Here is a 20,152-nt window from a genome sequence, read left to right on the forward strand (position 1 = left end):
GCGGAGATGCGCACACTGGCGGAGCTTGCCCTGTGGTTGCTGGTGCTCGCGCCGGCGGTGGCCGGCGCTACGTTGCTGCTCGCCCGCGGCATTGATCGGCTGGCCGCGGCGATCGCGGTGGCCACGTCGACGCTGGTGTTGCTGCTGTCGATCGTCACCAGCCTTGTCCGTCCGCACGTGGCGGTGGCATTCCTGGCCGGCACCGACTTCGCATTGCGGGTGGACGCCCTGGCCGCCATCGTCGTGCCCGCGGTGTCCGCGGTGACCCTGTTGGTGCTGATCTTCGCCACCGGAGACATTCTCGATGGGCGGGCCCGTTTCCACGGCCTGATGCTGTTGTTCGCCTCGGCCGTGATCGTGACCGCGACCGCGACGACGTTGCCGACCCTGCTAATGGCCTGGGAAGTGATGGGGGCGACGTCCTATGCGCTGATCGGATTCTGGTGGCGCGACGAATCCCGCGTCGTAGCCGGGCTTACCGCCTTCTTGACCACCCGCAGCGCGGACCTTGGGCTCTACCTGTCCGCAGCTGCCGCGCTGGCCGGCGGTGCGGGGCTGGCGCTGGCCGACCTTCCCGACGCAAGCGGCGGCTGGCGGCACGTCGTCGCGTTCGGGGTGCTGGTAGCGGCCCTCGGCAAGGCCGCTCAGCTGCCGTTCTCGTTCTGGCTGTCCCGGGCCATGGCGGGTCCCAGTGCGGTCAGTGCGCTGCTGCACTCGGCGGCGATGGTGGCGATGGGCGCCTACCTGCTGTTGCGGGTCGGACCGCTGCTCGCGGTCACGGGGTGGGCCGCTGCGGTGGCGATGTGGGTCGGCATCGGGACCGCGGTGCTCTTGGGTGCCGTCGCGGTGGCCCAGCGCGACCTCAAACAGCTGCTGGCGGCCTCGACGGCAGCCCAGCTCGGGTTCGTGGTGGCGGCCGCGGGTTTGGGGGCGATCGGCGGCGGCGTCGCGCAATTGATTGCTCACGCATTCACCAAAGCCGGGTTGTTTCTCGCGGCGGGGGCCTGGCTGTCGGTTGTGGGGACCAAGAGGCTCGACGAGCTTGGGGGAGTCGCACGACGCTGGCGTGTCCTGGGCTGGTCGGCCAGCGTCGGCGCCCTCGCCCTGGCCGGAGTTGCCCCGCTATCACTATGGGTCACCAAAGACGCCGTGCTGGCCGCGGCCCTGCATTACTCTGCTGGCCTCTACGCGGCGGGATTGGCCGCGTCGGCGCTCTCGGCCGCCTACGCGGGAAAGATTCTGATGGTGATGTGGCGCAACAGATCCGCGGCCGACAACCCGGACCAAGCACGAGAAAACCCTGGCCCCAACGGTTTTCAACAGGCGTCGGTCGTCGTCTTGGCCGTCGGCGCGGCGGTGGCGGGAGTGCTGGCAGTGCCGCCGATCGCGCCTGCTCTTAGCCGGGCTTTGGGCCGCGGCCCGACGCCGCCGACCGTGTTGGAGCTTGTCGGCTCGGCGGCATTGGCCATCGTCGTCGTCGTGGCGGTGACCCGGTGGCGGCCGCCCGAGCCGCGGTGGGCCGAGGCCTGGCTCGGTCTGGAGCGGGCCGCGCATGTCGTGGTCGTCCGGCCCACATTGGGCCTCGGGCGCATCCTGGCCCAATTCGACGACGCCGTGCTCGACCGGCTTGTCGACGTGACCGCCAATCAGTCACTACGCGCAGCGCGCCGTTTGGCGCGCAACGACATTCGGCTGGTCGATGGGGCCGTGGACGCGGTGGCGGGCGGGATGCGCCGGCTCGGTACGTTGGCCCGTACACCGCAGACCGGTCTGGTGCACCAGTACCTCCTGGCGGCGGTGGTGGTGACGGTGTTGGGTTTCCTGCTCCTGATTGTGGTGAGGTGAGCGTGCTCAGTGTGATCGTTTTCCTGCCGCTGGTCGGGGCTGTGGTTCTGCTGGGCCTGCCGCGCCTAGCCGATACGCCCGCGCGATGGACGTGGGTCGGGGTCACAGCAGTGGATTTGGCGCTGACCGCGGTGGCATGGGCGCGGTATCGGACGCCTGCGCCCGGGACTCTGGCGCTCGAGGAAAAAGCTCGATGGATCCCTGGAGTCAACAGCAGTTACCACCTCGGCGTCGACGGGCTGTCACTGCCGCTGATCGTCATGACGGCGGTGATCTTTTTCGCGTGTGCGGTCTACGGGCTGCGCGCCCGTGACAGGCCCAAACCGCTGGCCGCCTTGTTCTTGTTCCTGCAAACAGTGAGCCTGGGCCTGTTCGTGGCCGCCGACCTTATCCTGTTCTTCGTCTTCTTCGACTTGTCGATCGTGGCAATGTATTTCGTCATAGCCGGCTGGGGTCACGGCAACGCCGGCCGGTCGGCGCTGAAGTTTTTCCTCTACACCTTCCTGGGTTCGCTCGCGCTGCTGGTCGGCTTCATCGGCCTCTCCATCGCGGCTCGTCCCCACACCTTCGACATGGTCAAGCTGGCCGCGACCACACCGCTGTCCGGCAGGCCCCTCGCCGGGGGACTGGTGCTTGCCGCGATTCTGCTCGGACTGGCCGTCAAGACCCCGACCTTCCCGTTCCATACCTGGCTGCCGCCGGCGCACACCGACGCACCCGCGGTCGGCTCGGCGGTGCTGGCCGGGGTGCTGCTGAAGATGGGGACCTACGGGTTCGTGCGGATCGCGATGCCAATGCTGCCGCAGGCCTGGCGCGCCTGGGCGTGGGTGATCATCGTTGTCGGGGTCGTGTCGGTGCTCTACGGCGCGCTGGTTGCGTTGGCCCAGAACGATTTCAAGCGCATGGTCGCCTACACTTCGGTCAACCATATGGGCTACATCGTGCTCGCCGTCGGCACCGCCGGACTAGTCACCAGCGGTGCCGCTGTCGCTCGCGGAGTCGCGGTTACCGGTGCAGTCACCCAGATGGTCAGCCACGGTTTGATCACTGGTGCGCTGTTCCTGATCGCCGGCGTGTTTTACGAGCGTGCGCGAACCTATGACATGCACGCCTACGGAGGGCTTGCCGGCCCGGCTCCAAAAATGGCCTGGCTCTTCGCTATCGGCGCGTTCGCCTCTCTGGGGCTGCCGGGTTTCTCCGGCTTCATCGCTGAATTCCAGATCTTCACCGGCAGCATCGCCGCGGCACCGGTCACCGCCGTCGCGCTGCCCGGCATTCTGATCGTTGCGGCGCTGTTTCTGGTGGCGCTGCAGCGCCTGTTCACCGGCCCCACGCGTGGCCGCTCGGCGGGATTTGCGGACCTTAGCCTTTCCGAAACATGGTCCGTTGGAATACTGCTCGCGCTGTCGGTGGTAATCGGCGTGTTCCCGCGCCCGTTGCTGGAGTTGATCGAACCGGCCGCTCGCGCGCTCGTCGGTTGGGTCGGACGGTAGCGCCGGTGAACACGGAAAGCGGAATGCGGGTGGTGGCGATGACACCTGAGATGCTGGTGTTCGCTGGTGGGCTGGTGGTGCTGATCAGCGGATCGTTTTTGCCCCGCTATCGGCAGTGGTGGACGCGGACCATCGCCGCCATCGTGCTGTGCGGTGCGCTTGCGGTCGCCGCCGTCTTGATGACCGCCCCGGCCCGGACTGCTTTCGAGGGCAGCTTCGCCGTCGACAGCACCACCGGGATCGCCCGGATTGTGGTCATAGTTGGGCTGCTGCTGGTGCTTGCGGTGGCTGGAGGCGACATCGCCGGCTCAGTCCGCGAAAGCGAGACGTATGCTCTGCTGCTGTTCTCCGTCAGCGGGATCCTGGTGCTGGCCGGAGCCGAAGATCTGCTCGTGCTGGTAACCGGCTATCTGCTGGCCGGGATTCCGCTCTACGGCCTGATCGGGCTGGCCCACTCCGCAACAGGCGCCGAGGCGGCGATGAAGGCCTACCTGATGGGTGCGTTGTTCGGCGTCATCTTGCTCCTCGGTGTGACCACCCTCTACGGCGTGACTGGCGGTACCCGATACGACGAGCTTGCTTCCAGCCTCGCCAGCGCGCCGACCGCAGCCGTGGCCGCAGGCCTGCTTGGCGTTCTTGCGGGCCTGATGTTCGAAGCCGGCGGTGTGCCCGGGCATTATTGGATTCCCGACGCGGCACAAGCGGCCAACGGCACTACCGCCATGTTCGTAACGACAGTGCCCAAAGTCGGAGCCCTGATCGCGGTTTACCGCCTGGTCGCAGTGTTTCCCGCAACGGTGGCGTGGCCGTTGGTGATCGCGCTGATCGCCGTCGCCAGCATGAGCCTGGGCAACCTCGCCGCCTACTGGCAACGCGACCCGAGGCGACTGCTGGGCTGGTCCACGGTCAGCCAGGTCGGGTTTCTGCTCGTCCCGATCGCCGTGGCCGGCCGCAGCGAATTCGCGTTGCCGTCGTTGCTGTTCTATCTCGCCGGCTACACCGCCACCAATAGCGCGGCGTTCGCCGTCAGCGCGGCCCTGCCCGACCGGCGTCACCTGGACTCCTACCGCGGTCTGGCGCGCACCCGACCCTGGCTGGGCGCTGCGCTGCTCGTCGCGTTGCTCGGCCTGGTCGGAACCCCGCCGACGGCAGTGTTCGTCGGCAAGCTCATCACCGCGACGGCGGCCTGGGATGGTGGCCAGGCATGGCTGGCCGTCGTCGCATTCGGCAACTCGCTCGCCAGCCTGTTCTACTACCTGCGCTGGATCATCCCGTCCTTCCAGCGGCCCACAACAGAACCGATCGGCGACGTCTTCGCGGCCAAGAATTGGCCCGCGTGCACCGCAGTCCTCGCCGCGGGCCTGAGCCTGGCGCTCGGCATCGCAGCCGGTGGCGTGTGGGAACTGCTCCCGCGATCGCTGATGAGCTAAGCACTGCGCACTACATGCCCGGTTGCCAATATCGTGACAACACGCTATGAGCCACCCCGGTCTCCTGCGCAGTTCTTTTGTTGGGAAGGCGCGATGTCGATCAGGTACGACGAGAACACCAGGCCAGGGCGGTCCGACTGGCCAGCGATAGCCTGCGACTTTCACCACACGGTACGGCGAGGCAGTGGCAAAGTAGGTGTATTCGTCACCTTTACTCTTCAAAGGAGTTCTGTGGGATTCACCCGAACTGGCGTATTGAGCCTGCTAGTGGCTAGCGCCCTGATGATATCGGGGTGCGGTGGCAATACGAACACTCCCTCGCGACCGTCGGTGAAAGTGGACTGCGGCGGCAAGAAGGAACTCAACGCCGGTGGCGCGACCGCACAACAGAACGCGATACAAAAATTCGCCTACGTCTATGCCCATGTGTGCCCCGGTTACACGCTGGACTACGAGGCAAATGGCTCCGGTGCCGGGGTGGAGCAGTTCATCAAGAACGAGACAGATCTGGCGGGTTCCGGTGTGCCGTTGGACCCGTCGACGGGTGAGCCCAACAAGGCGGCGGCACGATGTGGGTCCCCGGTGTGGGAGCTGCCGGCGGTTTTTGAACCGATCGCGGTCACCTACCACCTCAGCGGCGTGAGTTCGCTCAAGCTGGACGCGCCCACGATGGCGAAGATCTTCAACGGCACCATCACCAGGTGGGATGACCCGGCGGTCAAGTCGCTCAATGTAGGCACCAACCTGCCCTCAACGCCCATTCATGTCATCTTCCGCAGCGACCAATCCGCTAACTCAGCCAACTTCCAGCAATACCTTGATGCCGCATCCAACGGTGCCTGGAGTAAAGGCGACGGCGAGACGTTCCAGGGGGGCGTCGGTGTCGGCGCCGAAGGGGACAATGGCGTGACGGCGACTTTACAGACCACCGACGGATCGATCACATACACCGCGTGGTCGTTCGCGTTGGGCAAACAGTTGAACATGGCCCAGATCATCACATCAGCAGGTCCGGATCCGGTGTCGATCACTACAGAGTCGGTCGGACAAACGATTGCCGTGGCCAAGATCACGGGGCAGGGCAATGACCTGGTGTTGGACACCTCATCGTTCTACAGGCCGACGCAGCCGGGTGCGTACCCGATCGTGGAGCCGACTTATGAGATCGTCTGCTCCAAGTATCCGAATTCCGCGACGGGCACTGCGGTAAGAGCGTTTATGCAGGCGATAATCGGTCCGGGCCAAGACGGCTTGGCGCAGCATGGCTCCATTCCGCCGCCGAGCTGGCTCCAGTCGCGGCTAGCCACGGCAGTGAACGCTATCTCATGATCACTTGAAGGAGTGCGATGGCAAGCGTGGGTGAGCCGAGTTCGCGGGTTGGGTCGTTTTTTGGGCCCTATCGGCTGATTCGGCTTCTGGGTCGTGGTGGGATGGGCGAGGTCTATGAGGCCGAGGACACCCGTAAACACCGGGTGGTGGCGCTGAAGCTGATCTCGGAGCAATTCTCTGCCAACCCGGTATTTCGCGAGCGGATGCAACGCGAGGCCGACTCCGCGGGACGGCTGACCGAGCCGCATGCGGTGCCGATCCATGATTACGGCGAGATCGACGGGCAGCTGTATTTGGACATGCGGCTGATCGACGGCGTATCTCTGCGCAGCATGTTGACGGCATCTGGCCCGCTGACGCCGGCACGGGCGGTGGCCATCGTACGACAGGTCGCCGCCGCGTTGGATGCCGCGCACGCCAGCGGCGTGACGCACCGCGATGTCAAACCGGAAAACATCCTGGTCACCGCCGACGACTTCGCCTATCTCGTCGATTTCGGTATCGCCCGCGCCGCAGCCGATCCAGGACTGACTCATACGGGGACGGCGGTGGGCACCTACAACTACATGGCCCCGGAGCGGTTCACCGGCGACGAGGTCACCTACCTCGCCGACATCTATTCGCTGGCGTGTGTGTTGGCCGAGTGTTTGACCGGGTCACCTCCGTATCGCGCGGACAGCATCGAACGGGTGGTCGGCGCGCATCTGACGGAGCGCGCCCCGCAGCCCAGCCGGCTGAGACCCGGGAAGGTTCCGGTGGCTTTAGATCAGGTGATCGCCAGAGGCATGGCGAAAAACCCCGAAGAACGCTATCGCAGCGCCGTTGAACTGGCCAGAGCCGCCCACGATGCACTGACCGCAGCCGACCAGGACCACGTGGTCATGGCTCTGCAGCACGGCGAAAAAGCCGCCCTGACGACCGATGCCGCAGATACCGGACTCGCCGGCGCCGACGCCGTGACCCAGGCCAGGGCATGGTCACGGATGTCGAGAGCACCCGCCGCCCAGCCCGGATGGTCCGCGCCGCCCACCAGCACCGGCAGCTGGCGCAGCCGACAGAGCACCCCGGTCTCCGTTAGCCCCGCGAGCGAACCGAATTTTAGTCGGTCGCTCCTCCCAGGAGCAGGGCCTCACCAGAATCGCAGGCGGATCCTCGTCGGCGCCGCCGCACTGCTAGTGATCGTCGCCATCGGTGTCGCCGGATACCTGGTAACGCGCAGGTCGCACCCATCGATGCCGGCATCCGGGCAGACCGTGCTGCCGTTCACTGGGCTTGACTTCTTCTCCCCAGGCGGGGTGGCACTGGATGACGCCGGCAGCGTGTACGTCACCAGCCAGGGTATTTACGGCCGGGTGGTCAAGTTGGCTCCCGGGTCGGGTATCCCTACAGTGCTGCCGTTCACCGGCCTTTACCAGCCGCAGGGGCTGGCGGTGGACGCCAACGGCACCGTGTACGTCGCCGACTTCAACAACAGGGTGGTAAAGCTGGCGGGCGGGTCGAACACCCAGACTGCGCTGCCGTTTACCGGCCTCAATTACCCGCAGGGGGTAGCGGTGGATGCCGCCGGCAACGTATATGTCGCCGACCGGGGCAATGACAGAGTGGTGAAGCTGGACGCTAGGTCGAACACGCAGACTGATCTGGCGTTCACCGGCCTCAATCATCCAGACGGTGTGGCGGTGGACGCCTCTGGCACCGTCTACGTCGCCGACTCCGACAACGACAGGGTGCTGAAGTTGAATCCCGGGTCGAACACCCCGATCCCGCTGCCCTTTACGGGTCTGGCTGTGCCCTCGGCTATCGCGGTGGACACCGCTGGCGCCATCTACGTCGCAGACCACGAAACCGGCAAGGTGGTGAAGATGGATCCCGGGTCGAGCACTCCGACAGTGCTGCCGTTCACCGGGGGCCACCCCGTGGGGGTGGCGGTGGACGCGGCCGGAAAGAAAGTATTTGTCGCCGACAACGGCAACGGCACGGTGGTCGAGCTAGCAGCGAATTAAACGGGTGCTCGCAGGTCTAGCCGCTTGAGAATCAGACAATTTATTGGTGATGTGGAATGCCTGGGTTGTTCCGAATCCTCAAGCGGTTAAAAGTGTTTCGATGGCGAGGTCGTTGAAGAGCGTTTGCATGTCGACGCGGATTCGTTCGTAATCACGGTCGACGTGTGTCCAGTGCGCGGGTTTGCGTGCCATGCGGGGCTGCCCACCCCGGCGAGGATCGGGGCGATGACCTTGTCGTGCAGGGTGAGCAGGGCAGCGATCGTGCGTGCCGCGGTCGCCCCGATGTGGTAGCGGCGGGCGCGGCCGGGCTTGTAGAGGAGTTGCTGCCACGTAGTTTGCGCAGTCGTAGGCCGCCTGGCGGACGGTGTAGCTCGTGTGGTCGTGCTCGGTGAGAGCTTGCACCTTGGCGGTGAACTCGGCGACGGATGAATCCGTTCGGAGCAGCTGCCAGCGCCAATGCGGCGCGCAGCGCGTCGTGCATGCGCGGCTTAGGTGGTTATCGCCACGCTGGAGCGCCAACCCAAGAACGCGACGCACTGTCGCGGGCGTCGATGGCCGCCGAGAGCGGGCTGAGTAAGTCCACCGTCGGGCGGATCTGGAAGGCGTTTCGGCTCCAACCGCACCTGGTCGAGACGGTCAACATCAGCAACGACCCGTTGTTCATGGACAAGGTTCGCGACGTGGTCGGGCTCTACCTGGACCCGCGTGCAGAACGCGCTCGTGCTGTGCGCCGACGAGAAATCCCAGATCCAGGCCCTCGACCGCTCCGCGCCGGTGCTGCCGATGATGCCGGGCATGCCCGAGCGGGCGCACCCACGACTACGTCCGACACGGCATAATCACCTTGTTCGCCGCGCTCGACGTCGCCACCGGCGCGGTATACGGATCCATCCGGCCTCGAGCTGCACCCCGAGAAGACGAAGGTCGTGTTCTGCCAGGACGCGAACCGGGCGGGGGAAGCCGAGCACACCAGCTTCGACTTCCTCGGCTACACCTTCCGGGGGCGCCTGGCCAAAGGCCGGAGAGGCTATTTCGTGAGCTTCGCCCCGGCCATCAGTGGCACGGCGAGGAAGGCGATCGGCCAGAAGGTCCGGGCACGGCACCTCAATCGTCGCAGTGGGACGGATCTGTCCGGCCTCGCCGAGGAGATCGACCCTCAGGCGCGCGGCTGGATCGGCTACTACGGGGCCTTCTACCGCTCCGAGCTGTACTCCCTCGCACGGCACATCGACGAGCATCTCGTTCGCTGGGCCATGCAGAAATTCAAACGACTGCGCGGGAAAGCTGCCAAGGCTTGGGCCTGGCTGGACGCGGTTCGACAGCACCAGCCCCGGCTCTTCGCCCACTGGCATCTTCTCCCGCCCACCCGAGGCCGGCCGGCGGGAGCCGTATGACGGGAGACTGTCACGTACGGTTCTGCAAGAGCCGGGGGTGCGATTCCCGCCTGTCGGATAGACGTCGGTATGTGACCGGCTCTTCCGGCGAAGACTTGATCACAAATCTGGGTTCCTTTTGTGTGACGCCAACGTTATTGGCCTTGGCGCTGATCGTCTGGGCCAATCGATGCTCCGTGGCCCAGTCCGATTATGCGCGCGCCTGGCAGCGAATCGGGCATGGCGACGCTATCGTTACGAGTACAGACCGCTAGGTCCGCGGCAAAGCATGGCCGATCGGGGGTGCCGACAACCGAAACCGACGTCGACGCAGCTCACCGCCCACCAGCCGAGGAGTTCGATGACCATCGTCAACGGCCTGCCTGTTCATGTTGTACTGCTGCACTTTGTAATGGTGCTCGTGCCGTTGACGGCCTTGCTGGAGATCGTGTGCGGATTTTGGCGGGAGGCCCGGCGCGGCCAGCTGTTGTGGCTCACGCTGATACTGGCGAGCGTCACGATGGTATTGACGCCCATCACCGCAAACGCTGGCCTTTGGCTCTACGAACTGACGGCCGATCCCAGTCCCCTTTTGCGCGAACATGCCGCCCGTGGCAGCACAATGATCTACTTCTCGGTAGCTCTACTGGTGGTCGCGATCGGACTCGTAGTGCTGCGCGTGATGGAACACCGATCCGACAATCCCCGAATGATCATCCAGATAGCGGTAGGGATTGTGGTTCTCGTCGTTGGGATCTCGTCAATGATTCAGATCTACCGAGTGAGTGATGCCGGCGGGCACTCGGTCTGGGACGAGGAGATAGAGCGAATGAAAAATCCTCACGGAAGTTAGCAAGTGGGCTTCCCCTGAATAAGTGAGGGCTTCCCTTGCGCGGCCCCCGTCGGATGGTCGCGATTTCTGGTACTCGACGGGCGCCAGCAACCTGTCTGAGCCGTGGCGACGTCGAACGTCGTAATACTCGTAGCCCTCTCTGCCAAGGCATTCCCGTCGGCGTGAATGCCGGCACACTCGCAACGCTTGCGGGGCTGCGTTGTCAGCCAGTCGTGGAGCTTGGTGTAGAAGAGCGCAAACCGCAGCCCTCTCCTGTGAGCCGGTAGCGGTTCTTGCCGAAAACGCGATTTCGAACGCCTTGGTCGCTACACAAACTAAGCCAAGAGGCACCGACGAATTCTTTCGGTCGGTGACAGGTGCCAGCAGTTGTCCGGCGCATCGAGGGGGTCAGCCTGTCGAATCCTTGCATGCTTGAAGGACATTCGACGCGCCGGCGGCGATGATGTCGTCGATAAGGGTTCCGCTGGGCTTCTAACTCTAACCCTCAGCCGTCACACGGCGCCGAACCAGCGCTTCTTGCGACTAAGGGCGAACTCGGCTTTTTCCTCAGCTAATTCGACAGACGGACCGACCAGGGAACCTGCCGGATTCGGGCCGCTGAGGAAGTCGGCGTGCACCTTGGCGACCTCACCGCGCCCGAACTCCACGTAGCAGTCGCCAGCCCCGTCGTAGGGCGGTGGCGACGGTGCGTTCCGCAGCTTGGCGACGATGTCATCGGCGACGAACCGTGCGGCACGCTCGGCGAACATGCCCGCCTTGGCGGTATAGGCGGCCGCCACGTCACCGATCGCGTACACGCCAGGAAACCGGGTAGCTAAGTTCGCTTTTTCCACTGAAATCCATCCATCCGGCGCCAGCCCGGAATCGGCGACGACCCCCGGCACCCGATGCACGGGGATACCGATGAAAAGGTCGTACGAAAGTCCTTCGCCCTCGGCGAATTCGGCGAACTTATGTTCGGGATTCAGCCGGCTGACCGTCCGCTTTCCCATGAAGGTGATGCCGCGCGCGGTCAGGTGCTGCTGAAGCGGTTCGGACACCTCCTTTGCGACAGGCACCGGGGCGCCCATATAGCCCGTCACCGTTATCGACACCTGCAATCCTTTGCCGGTGAAGTAGTCCTCAAGCAGGAACGCCGCCTCGAACGGTGCCGGCGGGCACTTGTACGGCTCCCCGAGCACGCTGATGACAATTTTGCCACCCTGGAATGCCTGCAGCGCATCGCGTAGACGTTCTGCCCCGGCCAGCGTGTAGTACTCATAGCCGTCCTCGGTGAAACCAGGGGTAGCCTCCGAGTCGTACTCGGCGCCAAGCGCCACGACCAGAACGTCGGCTTGATAGGAACCGTCTTGGGTACGCACCCGGCGGTTTTCTGGGTCGATCGCGGTGATTTCCTCCTGGCGAAAATCTACGCCCGGCGTTGTCAGCGCCGCGTACGGCACCCGCACGTCGTCGGGTGTGCGTTCACCAAACAGCACATCGAGTTTAGAGAAGCCGAAAAAGAAGGAATCGTTGCGATCGATCAGCGTCACCCGCAGCCGATTGGGGAGTGACTCCGATAGCCGGGTGGCAAGCTCAAGACCGCCGAAACCTGCCCCCAGTATCAGTACGTGCGGTGTCATCAACATCCTTTCCGGGTCCACGTCCGCGGACCCTGTTGTTCAGTATTGCCACCAAAACGCCACGCAAACCGATTGATTTGGTTAGCGATTGCGCCACCATCAATCACTCGTTGACGGTCGACCATCGGGTCCGGCAGGCCGTGGAATCTCTCGTGCACCTCTGAGTGGCAGAATTGATACGCACTTTGCGCATCACCTCGCTCGCGAGCAAGCCCCATGATGTAGAGCCAGCGCGCGGCTGTTCGTACGGGCGGCGACGAACTCGACGAAACGACCCGCGTCGCCGACGCTGTCTGCCAGGTAGCGGCGGTACAAGCATTGAGCCGCGATCCCTGGGGGCCCCAAGGCCAGGATCCGATCAGAAGAACCTGATGGGTGCCCAGGGCGACGACGCTGGTGGCGCACCGTCATTGCCGAATGTCAGAATGCGCCGCCGCACCATGTCGACAATGGCTGCGCTCGCTCGAGCTGCCCTACGCCGTCGGGCGCACCGTGCACTCGGCCGCAGTCGGGACGCCGAGTCGATGCAGTAGAACGCTCGTCGGGCACCAGCCCACGGCCGCGTCGAATAGCAGGTTGGCTCCCACGAAACCGGTTAGGACTCTCCATCGCTTGGAATGCATGCGGCCAAGGGTTAGTGTCACCAACACCACGGAACCGGCCATGAGGTGCAGGGTCCGTTCGAGGGTCCACCTTCGTGGCCGCGGTACCTGAAAAGTTCCGCGCTCGATCGGCGCCGAACCTTGGTTATTCGTCATCAAATTCACACCAATCTGTAACGCTTGGCGCTATAGCGCGGCGAGGTCAGGTGTCGGCATAGTGCGCGCGACCACCGTAACCGGCGCCCGGGCGCCATCCATGAGAAACCTTGACGCCGATGGCTCCCGTGCGCTTTTCCAGGCATGCTCCGGCGCGCCAGCATTATTGGGAGTAACGCGATGCCCGATGCAACCTTCGCAATCGCCTATGACACCGACGGCCATCATGATGAATTCCCTAGTACTGCAGCCGTGAGAGGAGCCTTGGGTCTCCACGCCGCGCTACTCGGCGCGGCGAAGCCACGGCAGCGGCGAAATCATCTGTCGTAGCGCGATGTTGGGTTTGTGGCGACGTCCTGTTGAGGGCATGGGGGACGGCCCGGTGATGGGTGTCTCGTTTCATGACCTCAACACTATCCAATACCTCCAGGGGTATGCTAGCAGCGTTGTGAGTTAGCGCGCGCGTCGCACCGATGCCGTTCTCGGGGTCTGGCTGCTCAACTATGCGGTGAATTATCCATGGCATGGGTCTCGGCGTGGTCGGCCGCGCTGCGCCACGGCGGGCACCGAAGTGTGAACAACATCCGGGTGCACCGGTTGTGGGCCGACGAGCGCCTGCAGCGGCGCGCGTGCACAGCCCGCGTATACGCAGCGGCCAGTCGTCGTGCCCGCCCAGGGGTGCGCCGATGCGTCGAACGTAGTGTAGGCCTTGGATTTCCAGTTCGACTCCACCATCGACGGCAAGGCGACCAAGATCGCGTCGATGGTGGAGACACCCACGAGTCGCTGCTGAACATCGCCCAACGCTCCATCATTGCCGAGCGGCTGATCACTGAGTGTTCGCCGCTGCCGGCGGGCCGCCCAAAGTGGTGGAGACGTACAATGGGCTGGAGCTGATTTCCCAAGCGCCACAACAAGTTATACGCTGGAAAAGTCGGACTGTCCTATATCCCGCCCGGCGCGTCATGGAACAACAAAGCTTTGCGTCTCGGCGCCGATCTCAATATGACCTACGCTGGTCACGGTCGGGCTGGGCGGTAGATCTCCAACTGGCGCCGACGCCAGCGTGCGATGAACTCGGCAATCTCGTCGGGATCATCAGCGAGTCTAAGCAATTGGACGTCGTCGTTCGAAACCATTTCGGGCTCGAGCAACTGCTCGCTGATCCACCGTTCCAATCCGCTCCAGTGCTGCGACCCGGCAAGCACGACCGGGAAGCGGCGGATCTTCTCGGTCTGTATGAGCGTCAGCGCCTCGAAGAGCTCGTCAAGCGTTCCGAATCCTCCCGGAAACACCACAAACGCCTGCGCGTAGCGGATGAACATCACCTTGCGGACGAAAAAGTACCGGAACCGAAGCGATAGATCGACGAAGGGGTTGGTGGCCTGCTCGTACGGCAGCTCGATGGCCAAGCCGATCGAGCGCACTCCTGCCTCGCGGGCCCCCTGGTTAGCGGCCTCCATGATTCCGGGGCCGCCGCCGGTGATGATGTCGAATCCCCGTTCGCCAAGTCGGGTAGCCAGTGTGCGCGCAAGTCTGTAGTGCGGATGATCCGGCGGTGTGCGCGCGGAGCCGAAGATCGACACGGCCTGCGTTACCGTTGTGAGTCTCGCAAAGGCGGCCGCCACCTCATCGCGGATCCTGGCCACACGATCGGGATCCGTGCCGGCTAGCGGCGGGAAGCCCGGCCCCAGACAGCACAGCAGCTCCTCATCACAGGTCGATGGGGTGTGTGCTGTCGACTCGGGCATCTGCGCAATCATCCCACTGCGATCACGTGCATGTGATTGCAGCGCCCCGACGGCGGTCCTGAAGACCCGAATTCAGCTTGTTGCGCGCGAACCGCGGGGGCAGAGCACACGGTACCTCGCACAATCGCACGCGTCGCAGGCGTGCCATCCGTAGTGCGCATGTCACCTTCGATTGAGTACCAGCTGTCCCGGCCATACTCATTCCTCTTTGTACCGTAGCTCGCCGGGGGCATTAAGTGAGAGGAGCGAAGCCATACTTGTGGACCATACCCTACAGGGGTATGCTATCAACCAACTAGGTAGAAAGTATTGCCAAACTCGAGAGGGGGAAGCGACGTGAACACCGTCACTGTCACAGTCACCGGCATGAGCTGCGCGCACTGCGCGTCCTCGGTGCGCGATGAGCTCGGCAGCATCCCTGGTGTCACCGCGGTCGATGTAGACCTGCCCAGCGGCGCTGTCACCGTCGAAAGCGACTGTCCCGTCGACAACGACGCGATCAAGAACGCCGTCGCAGTGGCCGGCTATGAGCTCGCAGGCTGACTGGGAATCCTTCAACAGGCGCGCAGGCCAGTTCCGCAGCACGTTTCGTGGGCGCCTTTGGTTAGGCCGCATCCCTTCTACTCTGGCGCATCGCGATGCTCTATGCGCCCGTTAGGTATCGAGAGGAGACATCGTGTATCCCGTTGCCGCGCCGAGCGGCCATGTCGAGCTGTCGATCGACGGTATGACGTGCGCGTCGTGCGCGGCCCGAATTGAGAGGAAGCTCAACAAGCTCGACGGCGTCACTGCGACGGTCAACTACGCAACGGAAAAGGCCAACGTGGACTACGTCGGGGGGGTCACGCCGGATCAGCTTGTCGTGGCGGTCGAAGAGGCCGGCTATACGGCGCAACTGTTGCAGCGCAAGGCCAATGCCCCCGAAGGCGGCCTGAATACGCCGGACGAGGACGACCCCACCGCATCGCTGCGTCAACGGTTCTTTGTTTCTCTGGTACTGACCCTGCCGGTGATCGCGATGGCCATGATCCCGGCATTTCAGTTCGCCAACTGGCAATGGTTGTCACTGACACTGACCGCCCCGGTGGTGGTGTGGGGCGGTTGGCCGTTCCATCGAGCCGCGTGGGCCAACCTGCGGCACGGCACCGCCACCATGGACACGCTCATATCCATGGGGACGATCGCCGCTTTCGGCTGGTCATTCTACGCGCTGTTCTGGGGCACTGCGGGGATGCCCGGCATGAGGCATGCGTTTGAGTTCACGATTACCCGCAGCGACGGCACCAACAACATCTATCTGGAGGCCGCGAGCGGTGTTACGACGTTCATCCTGGCTGGCCGATTCTTCGAGGCGCGCGCCAAACGCCGGGCCGGTGTCGCGCTGCGCGCCCTGCTGGAACTAGGCGCCAAGGATGTCGCCGTACGCAGAAACGGTGTGGAGCAACGTATTCCGGTTGAACAACTCGCGGTCGGTGACGAGTTCGTCGTCCGGCCGGGGGAGAAAATCGCTACCGACGGCGTGGTCATCGAGGGCGCCTCGGCGGTGGATGCGTCGATGCTGACCGGCGAATCGGTTCCTGTCGAGATCCGGCCTGACGACCACGTGATCGGCGCTACCGTAAACGTCGGCGGCCGAATAGTGGTGCGAGCAAAGCGGATTGGAACCGACACTGAACTGGCGCAGATGGCCAAGCTAGTGGAGGAGGCCCAAGCCGGAAAGACCAAGGCGCAACGACTGGCCGACAGGATCTCGGCCATCTTCGTGCCTATCGTCATCGCTTTGTCGTTGGCGTCACTGGGATTTTGGCTAGCTGCCGACGGATCGGCTGCGACGGCGTTCACGGCCGCCGTGGCGGTGCTGATTATCGCCTGCCCTTGCGCCCTGGGCCTGGCCACGCCGACCGCGCTGATGGTCGGCACCGGCCGCGGCGCACAGCTCGGCATCCTCATTAAGGGTCCCGAGGTGCTGGAATCGACCCGACGGGCCGACACCATCGTGTTCGACAAGACCGGCACGGTGACGACCGGCGAGATGACCCTGCTCGATGTGGTAACCGCTGCCGGCGAACGGCCCGATCAGTTGCTCCGGCTGGCGGGTGCATTGGAGGCCGCGTCCGAGCACCCCGTCGCCATGGCGATCGTCAAGGCCGCTCGTAAGAGGGTCGGTGAACTTCCTGCCGTCGAGGATTTCATCAACTTCGAGGGACTGGGTGTCCAAGGCGTGGTCGAGGGACACGAGGTGGTGGTGGGCCGCGAACGTCTGCTGGCTGAACGGGCCCAGCACTTACCGGACCGACTCGCCGAATCCATACGCCAGGCCGAGTCAGACGGTAAGACTGCTGTCGCGATCGGCTGGAACGGCAAGGCACGCGGGGTGGTAGTGGTCGCGGACGCAGTCAGGCCAACCTCTGCCGACGCCATACGCCAGCTGCGCGCACTCGGTCTGACGCCGATCTTGCTCACCGGTGACAACAAGGCCGCGGCACGTACGATTAGCCGTCAGGTCGGCATCGACCGTGTCATCGCCGAAGTCCTGCCACGCGACAAAGTGGACACTGTGCAGCGGCTGCAGGCAGATGGCAAGGTCGTGGCTATGGTCGGCGACGGTGTCAACGATGCGGCCGCGCTGGCCCAGGCCGATCTTGGACTCGCGATGGGCACCGGCACCGATGTCGCCATCGCGGCTAGCGACCTGACCCTGGTCCGCGATGACTTGCTCGCGGTTCCCGATGCGATCCGGCTTTCCCGTAAAACGTTGTCCACTATAAAAGGAAATCTGTTTTGGGCCTTCGCCTACAACATTGCCGCGTTGCCACTTGCTGCGGCCGGGCTACTCAATCCGATGCTGGCCGGCGCCGCGATGGCATTCTCGTCGGTGTTTGTCGTTACCAATAGCCTGCGACTCCGCAAGTTCCGAGCCGGATAGTCAGTGAACCTTTGCAGCCTGCGCAACCGGCTTCCAGAGCAACATGCCTCAACGCCCATCCTGGCGGACTGAACCGTCCCGGTTTCTTGCACACCGTGGTGTACCGGTGTGCTGCCCGGATTGCGTCGAGCGTAGTACTTGGCTTCGGCTTCCATGAGTGGGATGCGGCCAAGGCGGTGCATAAGCCGGGAGGCGTTGTATCGGCCCACCCATGCCGAGGCGACGTCTTCCAGGTCAGCCAGGGTGCGGATCGGCCCGCGACGAAATGGGCTGCAATTGCGGATGCATACGGTCGTGTAGAGCCCTATCGTGGTTTCACATAAGGCCCTATCGAGCGCATCGCCAATGCTTCCTATCGACGGCCGCAGTCCGGTGAGCATCAGTGTCTCGCCGAAATGTATTGCAGTGTATTGACTTCCGGCGTCCGAATGAGCCGGATCCGGCTCGATTCGGATCGCGGCAGCCAGTACCCCGCCCACTACATGGCGGCGGCCTGCGCCGCACACGGGCTTTGTCGCTCCATGGGCGCGACCGGGAATCTGCCTGTTAAAGCTGGGACAACGCCGGCGCCGAGTCGCTGTGGTTGACGTTCAAACACGAATGCTACTACCGGCACACCTACGCGATAAAAGCAGAAATAATTGCAGCAGTTGACAATTAGATGTACTTATACAACAATCAACGCAGGCATTCAGCAATCGGGACGCGTTCACCTATCGACTACGAGCGGACGCTGAAGGCCGCCACGGAAGCAAGTTAACCGTGTCCACTTTTTCGGGGGAAGCCCACACACCCACCGGTGCAACGTCTCCGGGCTCATACCCAACCTGCCCGCGATCGCCTTGATTGCCGCCCACTGGGTCTCGTAGTCGCCGACGTGCTCGAAAGACCAACCGCACCGCTCTAGTCTTGGTGTTCCCGTTCGTACCTGATCGCCATCGCGCCAACCCTTCCCTCAAAGGAAGGTGTGCATAAACAAAACCCGGGATGGTTCACGACCTGACTTCGGTCATTTAGTGCGTAGGTCGGCTCCGCTGATTTGGGCGAGGGCGTCGCGTAGGTCGGCGGGCAGTGGATCGGCGGCGGTGAGGGTGTGTTGGCCGGCTCGGATGTCCACGGTGCGGTATCGGCGTGTGGTGCGCACGAATTGCCGGATACTCCAACCGGTTTGGTGTTCGATCCAGTGGCTGACTGCGAGCGCGGCGAACACGATGTTTAGGTGGGCCTCGATGGACTCGCGTTTGTGGTGGTAGATCGGGCGGGCGGCCAGGTCGTGCTTGGACATCCGGAACGCCTTCTCGATCCGCCACAACTGGTGATACGCATCGATGACGAAGTCTGCGGTCTGGCCGGTCAGGTTGGTGGTGTAGCCCTTGATCCCGGCCAACTCGCGGGCTTTGGCTTCTAACTCCCGGTTCACCGACCGGTTCTCGCCGGTCACGGTGATGAACCGGTTGCGTTTGAGGGGGGCCTTCCCGTCGACGGCGGCCTGGGCTTTGGCTACCTGCTCATCGATACCACGCAGGGTGCGCCGGGCCCGGTCAGCACGGTACTGGTAGAAGATGACCCGGTCGGGGATCCCGCGGGCCTTCTCCTTGCTGCTGGCCAGCCAGGCCTGGGTGAAGATGTGCCCGTCAGGGATGTCCTCGCCGGGATGCTTGTCGCGCCATTCGCGTATGACGCCGGGCAGGAACGGGATCCTGGAGCCGAGGATGAAGGTCAGCCCGGCGGCGTAGATCGCTTTCTGGTTGTCCTCGGAGATCATGCCGGCATCAGCGACCACTGTGACATCGGTGAGTTGGTGGGCCTTCTTGAAGGCGTTGATGACGGGCAGCATCGTCTTGGTTTCACCCTTGTCGCCTTCAAATGCGTGTACTGCCAATGGAAATCCAGTCGCATCGGTGAGCAGGCCGATGGTGATCTGCGGTTCGAGCCGACGTTCTTTGGAGAATCCGGGCTCGCGGAATCCGTCGGCCTTATCGGTCTCGAAGTACAGCGTCGAGACGTCGTAGAGCACCAACGACGCCGGCCCCAACGCCGCCTGAACCGCGCACGCCTTGGACAACGCCCGGCCGAAAGCCGCTGTGGCGAACCGCGGCAGGTGCCGGGTCAGGGTGCGGTAGGACACCGTGGCGATACCGGTCTCGGCCAGTACCCGCAGCGAGTCGGCCTTACTGGTCGGCTCGATGATCCGGGCCAGCACCAGATCCCGGAACACCTCATCGGCTCCAGCGGCCCGATCGAAGCCAAGCCGGACATACGCAGCGCACAAGCTGTCCCACAAAAACGCCATCCGCGAAGAGACGATTTCCAAAGAGGCACCGGATATTTCGGTGTCACCGACATCAAGGTCGAGGGTCTGCTGACCTCCAGTAAGCCGCCGTACGGCCGCCGTCTTGAGTGCTTGCAATTCCACCGCGTCATGAGCCGAACCCACATGCTCGATCGAGCGTGCACCGCGCCGCGACGACCACACAATCTGCACCGCTGTCGCCCCCGACTTGGTCCTCACCGTCCGCATATAGGCCACTCCGGCACCCTACGAACCCATCCGTTAGTGCACACATTCCGGCCCCAACGACCACAAAACAGCAGGTCCAAGCGTCGCGCCAACCCCAAACCGGAAAAGTGACCGAAGTCAGGATAAACAAAACCCGGGATGGTTCACGACTTCGCCACCGAAATTTCGTGGTCATTCACAACAGTGTGCGTCTGAGTACCCGCAAGTCCAGCAGTGCCGGCCTCGAAGCCTATTGGGCTAGCGGCGTT

General features: G+C 63.8%; 13 protein-coding genes and 2 pseudogenes. 10 read left to right on the top strand and 5 right to left on the bottom strand.

The window, feature by feature from the left end:
* The first annotated feature begins 6 nt into the window (after window positions 1-6).
* From EET10_RS11340 to EET10_RS11375, 8 genes and pseudogenes are all read left to right on the top strand, one after another.
* On the top strand, window positions 7-1,845 hold the full coding sequence (locus EET10_RS11340; RefSeq protein WP_099188265.1) for a proton-conducting transporter transmembrane domain-containing protein: 1,839 nt from the start codon (window positions 7-9) through the stop codon (window positions 1,843-1,845).
* A 2-nt stretch (window positions 1,846-1,847) separates the two neighbouring features.
* Complete coding sequence (locus tag EET10_RS11345) at window positions 1,848-3,338, top strand: complex I subunit 4 family protein (RefSeq protein ID WP_063467606.1); 1,491 nt, start codon at window positions 1,848-1,850, stop codon at window positions 3,336-3,338.
* Between the two features lie 23 nt (window positions 3,339-3,361).
* A complete protein-coding gene (locus EET10_RS11350; RefSeq protein WP_099188748.1) occupies window positions 3,362-4,768 on the top strand; it encodes an NADH-quinone oxidoreductase subunit N in 1,407 nt (468 codons plus the stop codon).
* 231 nt (window positions 4,769-4,999) lie between these two features.
* Window positions 5,000-6,097, top strand: a complete 1,098-nt coding sequence (gene pstS / locus EET10_RS11355; RefSeq protein ID WP_122502153.1) for a phosphate ABC transporter substrate-binding protein PstS — start codon at window positions 5,000-5,002, stop codon at window positions 6,095-6,097.
* A gap of 17 nt (window positions 6,098-6,114) precedes the next feature.
* Window positions 6,115-8,100, top strand: a complete 1,986-nt coding sequence (locus EET10_RS11360) for a serine/threonine-protein kinase PknD (RefSeq protein WP_036401307.1) — start codon at window positions 6,115-6,117, stop codon at window positions 8,098-8,100.
* A 492-nt stretch (window positions 8,101-8,592) separates the two neighbouring features.
* A pseudogene (locus EET10_RS11365) lies at window positions 8,593-9,001 on the top strand (transposase); the annotation flags it as partial.
* Window positions 9,002-9,026: 25 nt separating this feature from the next.
* Window positions 9,027-9,494: a group II intron maturase-specific domain-containing protein gene (locus EET10_RS11370; protein WP_167480163.1), complete on the top strand. Its 468-nt coding sequence runs from the start codon at window positions 9,027-9,029 to the stop codon at window positions 9,492-9,494.
* A 340-nt stretch (window positions 9,495-9,834) separates the two neighbouring features.
* Entirely contained in the window at window positions 9,835-10,326 is a 492-nt protein-coding gene (locus EET10_RS11375; protein WP_036401304.1) for a DUF2231 domain-containing protein, read from the top strand.
* 491 nt (window positions 10,327-10,817) lie between these two features.
* Here EET10_RS11375 and EET10_RS11380 read toward each other — a convergent pair whose 3' ends face one another.
* From EET10_RS11380 to EET10_RS11390, 3 genes are all read right to left on the bottom strand, one after another.
* Window positions 10,818-11,954, bottom strand: a complete 1,137-nt coding sequence (locus EET10_RS11380) for an NAD(P)/FAD-dependent oxidoreductase (RefSeq protein ID WP_321191544.1) — start codon at window positions 11,952-11,954, stop codon at window positions 10,818-10,820.
* 467 nt (window positions 11,955-12,421) lie between these two features.
* On the bottom strand, window positions 12,422-12,706 hold the full coding sequence (locus tag EET10_RS11385; protein ID WP_082273226.1) for a YgaP family membrane protein: 285 nt from the start codon (window positions 12,704-12,706) through the stop codon (window positions 12,422-12,424).
* Window positions 12,707-13,725: 1,019 nt separating this feature from the next.
* Window positions 13,726-14,457 carry an LOG family protein gene (locus EET10_RS11390; protein WP_036401495.1) on the bottom strand — a complete coding sequence of 244 codons (732 nt, stop codon included), beginning with the start codon at window positions 14,455-14,457 and terminating at the stop codon, window positions 13,726-13,728.
* A 336-nt stretch (window positions 14,458-14,793) separates the two neighbouring features.
* Here EET10_RS11390 and EET10_RS11395 point away from each other — a divergent pair, with 336 nt between their 5' ends.
* Both EET10_RS11395 and EET10_RS11400 read left to right on the top strand, forming a co-directional pair.
* Window positions 14,794-15,000, top strand: coding sequence for a heavy-metal-associated domain-containing protein (locus EET10_RS11395; RefSeq protein ID WP_036401301.1), 207 nt, complete (start codon window positions 14,794-14,796; stop codon window positions 14,998-15,000).
* Window positions 15,001-15,133: 133 nt separating this feature from the next.
* A complete protein-coding gene (locus EET10_RS11400) occupies window positions 15,134-17,383 on the top strand; it encodes a heavy metal translocating P-type ATPase (RefSeq protein WP_276862105.1) in 2,250 nt (749 codons plus the stop codon).
* A 48-nt stretch (window positions 17,384-17,431) separates the two neighbouring features.
* On the opposite strand, the pseudogene EET10_RS11405 reads toward EET10_RS11400, so the two are convergent.
* Window positions 17,432-17,814 (bottom strand): annotated as a pseudogene (locus EET10_RS11405) (transposase domain-containing protein); the annotation flags it as partial.
* A gap of 578 nt (window positions 17,815-18,392) precedes the next feature.
* Window positions 18,393-19,913 carry an IS1634 family transposase gene (locus EET10_RS11410; RefSeq protein WP_425461688.1) on the bottom strand — a complete coding sequence of 507 codons (1,521 nt, stop codon included), beginning with the start codon at window positions 19,911-19,913 and terminating at the stop codon, window positions 18,393-18,395.
* Between the last annotated feature and the right edge of the window lie 239 nt (window positions 19,914-20,152).

The sequence above is a fragment of the Mycobacterium pseudokansasii genome (assembly GCF_900566075.1).
GTDB lineage: Bacteria > Actinomycetota > Actinomycetes > Mycobacteriales > Mycobacteriaceae > Mycobacterium > Mycobacterium pseudokansasii.

Bases quoted from the DNA above. Each gene is read 5' to 3' on its own strand.
- EET10_RS11340 (WP_099188265.1), top strand. From the start codon at position 7: ATGCGCACACTGGCGGAGCTTGCCCTGTGGTTGCTGGTGCTCGCGCCG.
- EET10_RS11350 (WP_099188748.1), top strand. From the start codon at position 3,362: ATGCGGGTGGTGGCGATGACACCTGAGATGCTGGTGTTCGCTGGTGGG.
- EET10_RS11360 (WP_036401307.1), top strand. From the start codon at position 6,115: ATGGCAAGCGTGGGTGAGCCGAGTTCGCGGGTTGGGTCGTTTTTTGGG.
- EET10_RS11375 (WP_036401304.1), top strand. From the start codon at position 9,835: ATGACCATCGTCAACGGCCTGCCTGTTCATGTTGTACTGCTGCACTTT.
- EET10_RS11380 (WP_321191544.1), bottom strand. From the start codon at position 11,954: ATGTTGATGACACCGCACGTACTGATACTGGGGGCAGGTTTCGGCGGT.
- EET10_RS11385 (WP_082273226.1), bottom strand. From the start codon at position 12,706: ATGACGAATAACCAAGGTTCGGCGCCGATCGAGCGCGGAACTTTTCAG.
- EET10_RS11390 (WP_036401495.1), bottom strand. From the start codon at position 14,457: ATGCCCGAGTCGACAGCACACACCCCATCGACCTGTGATGAGGAGCTG.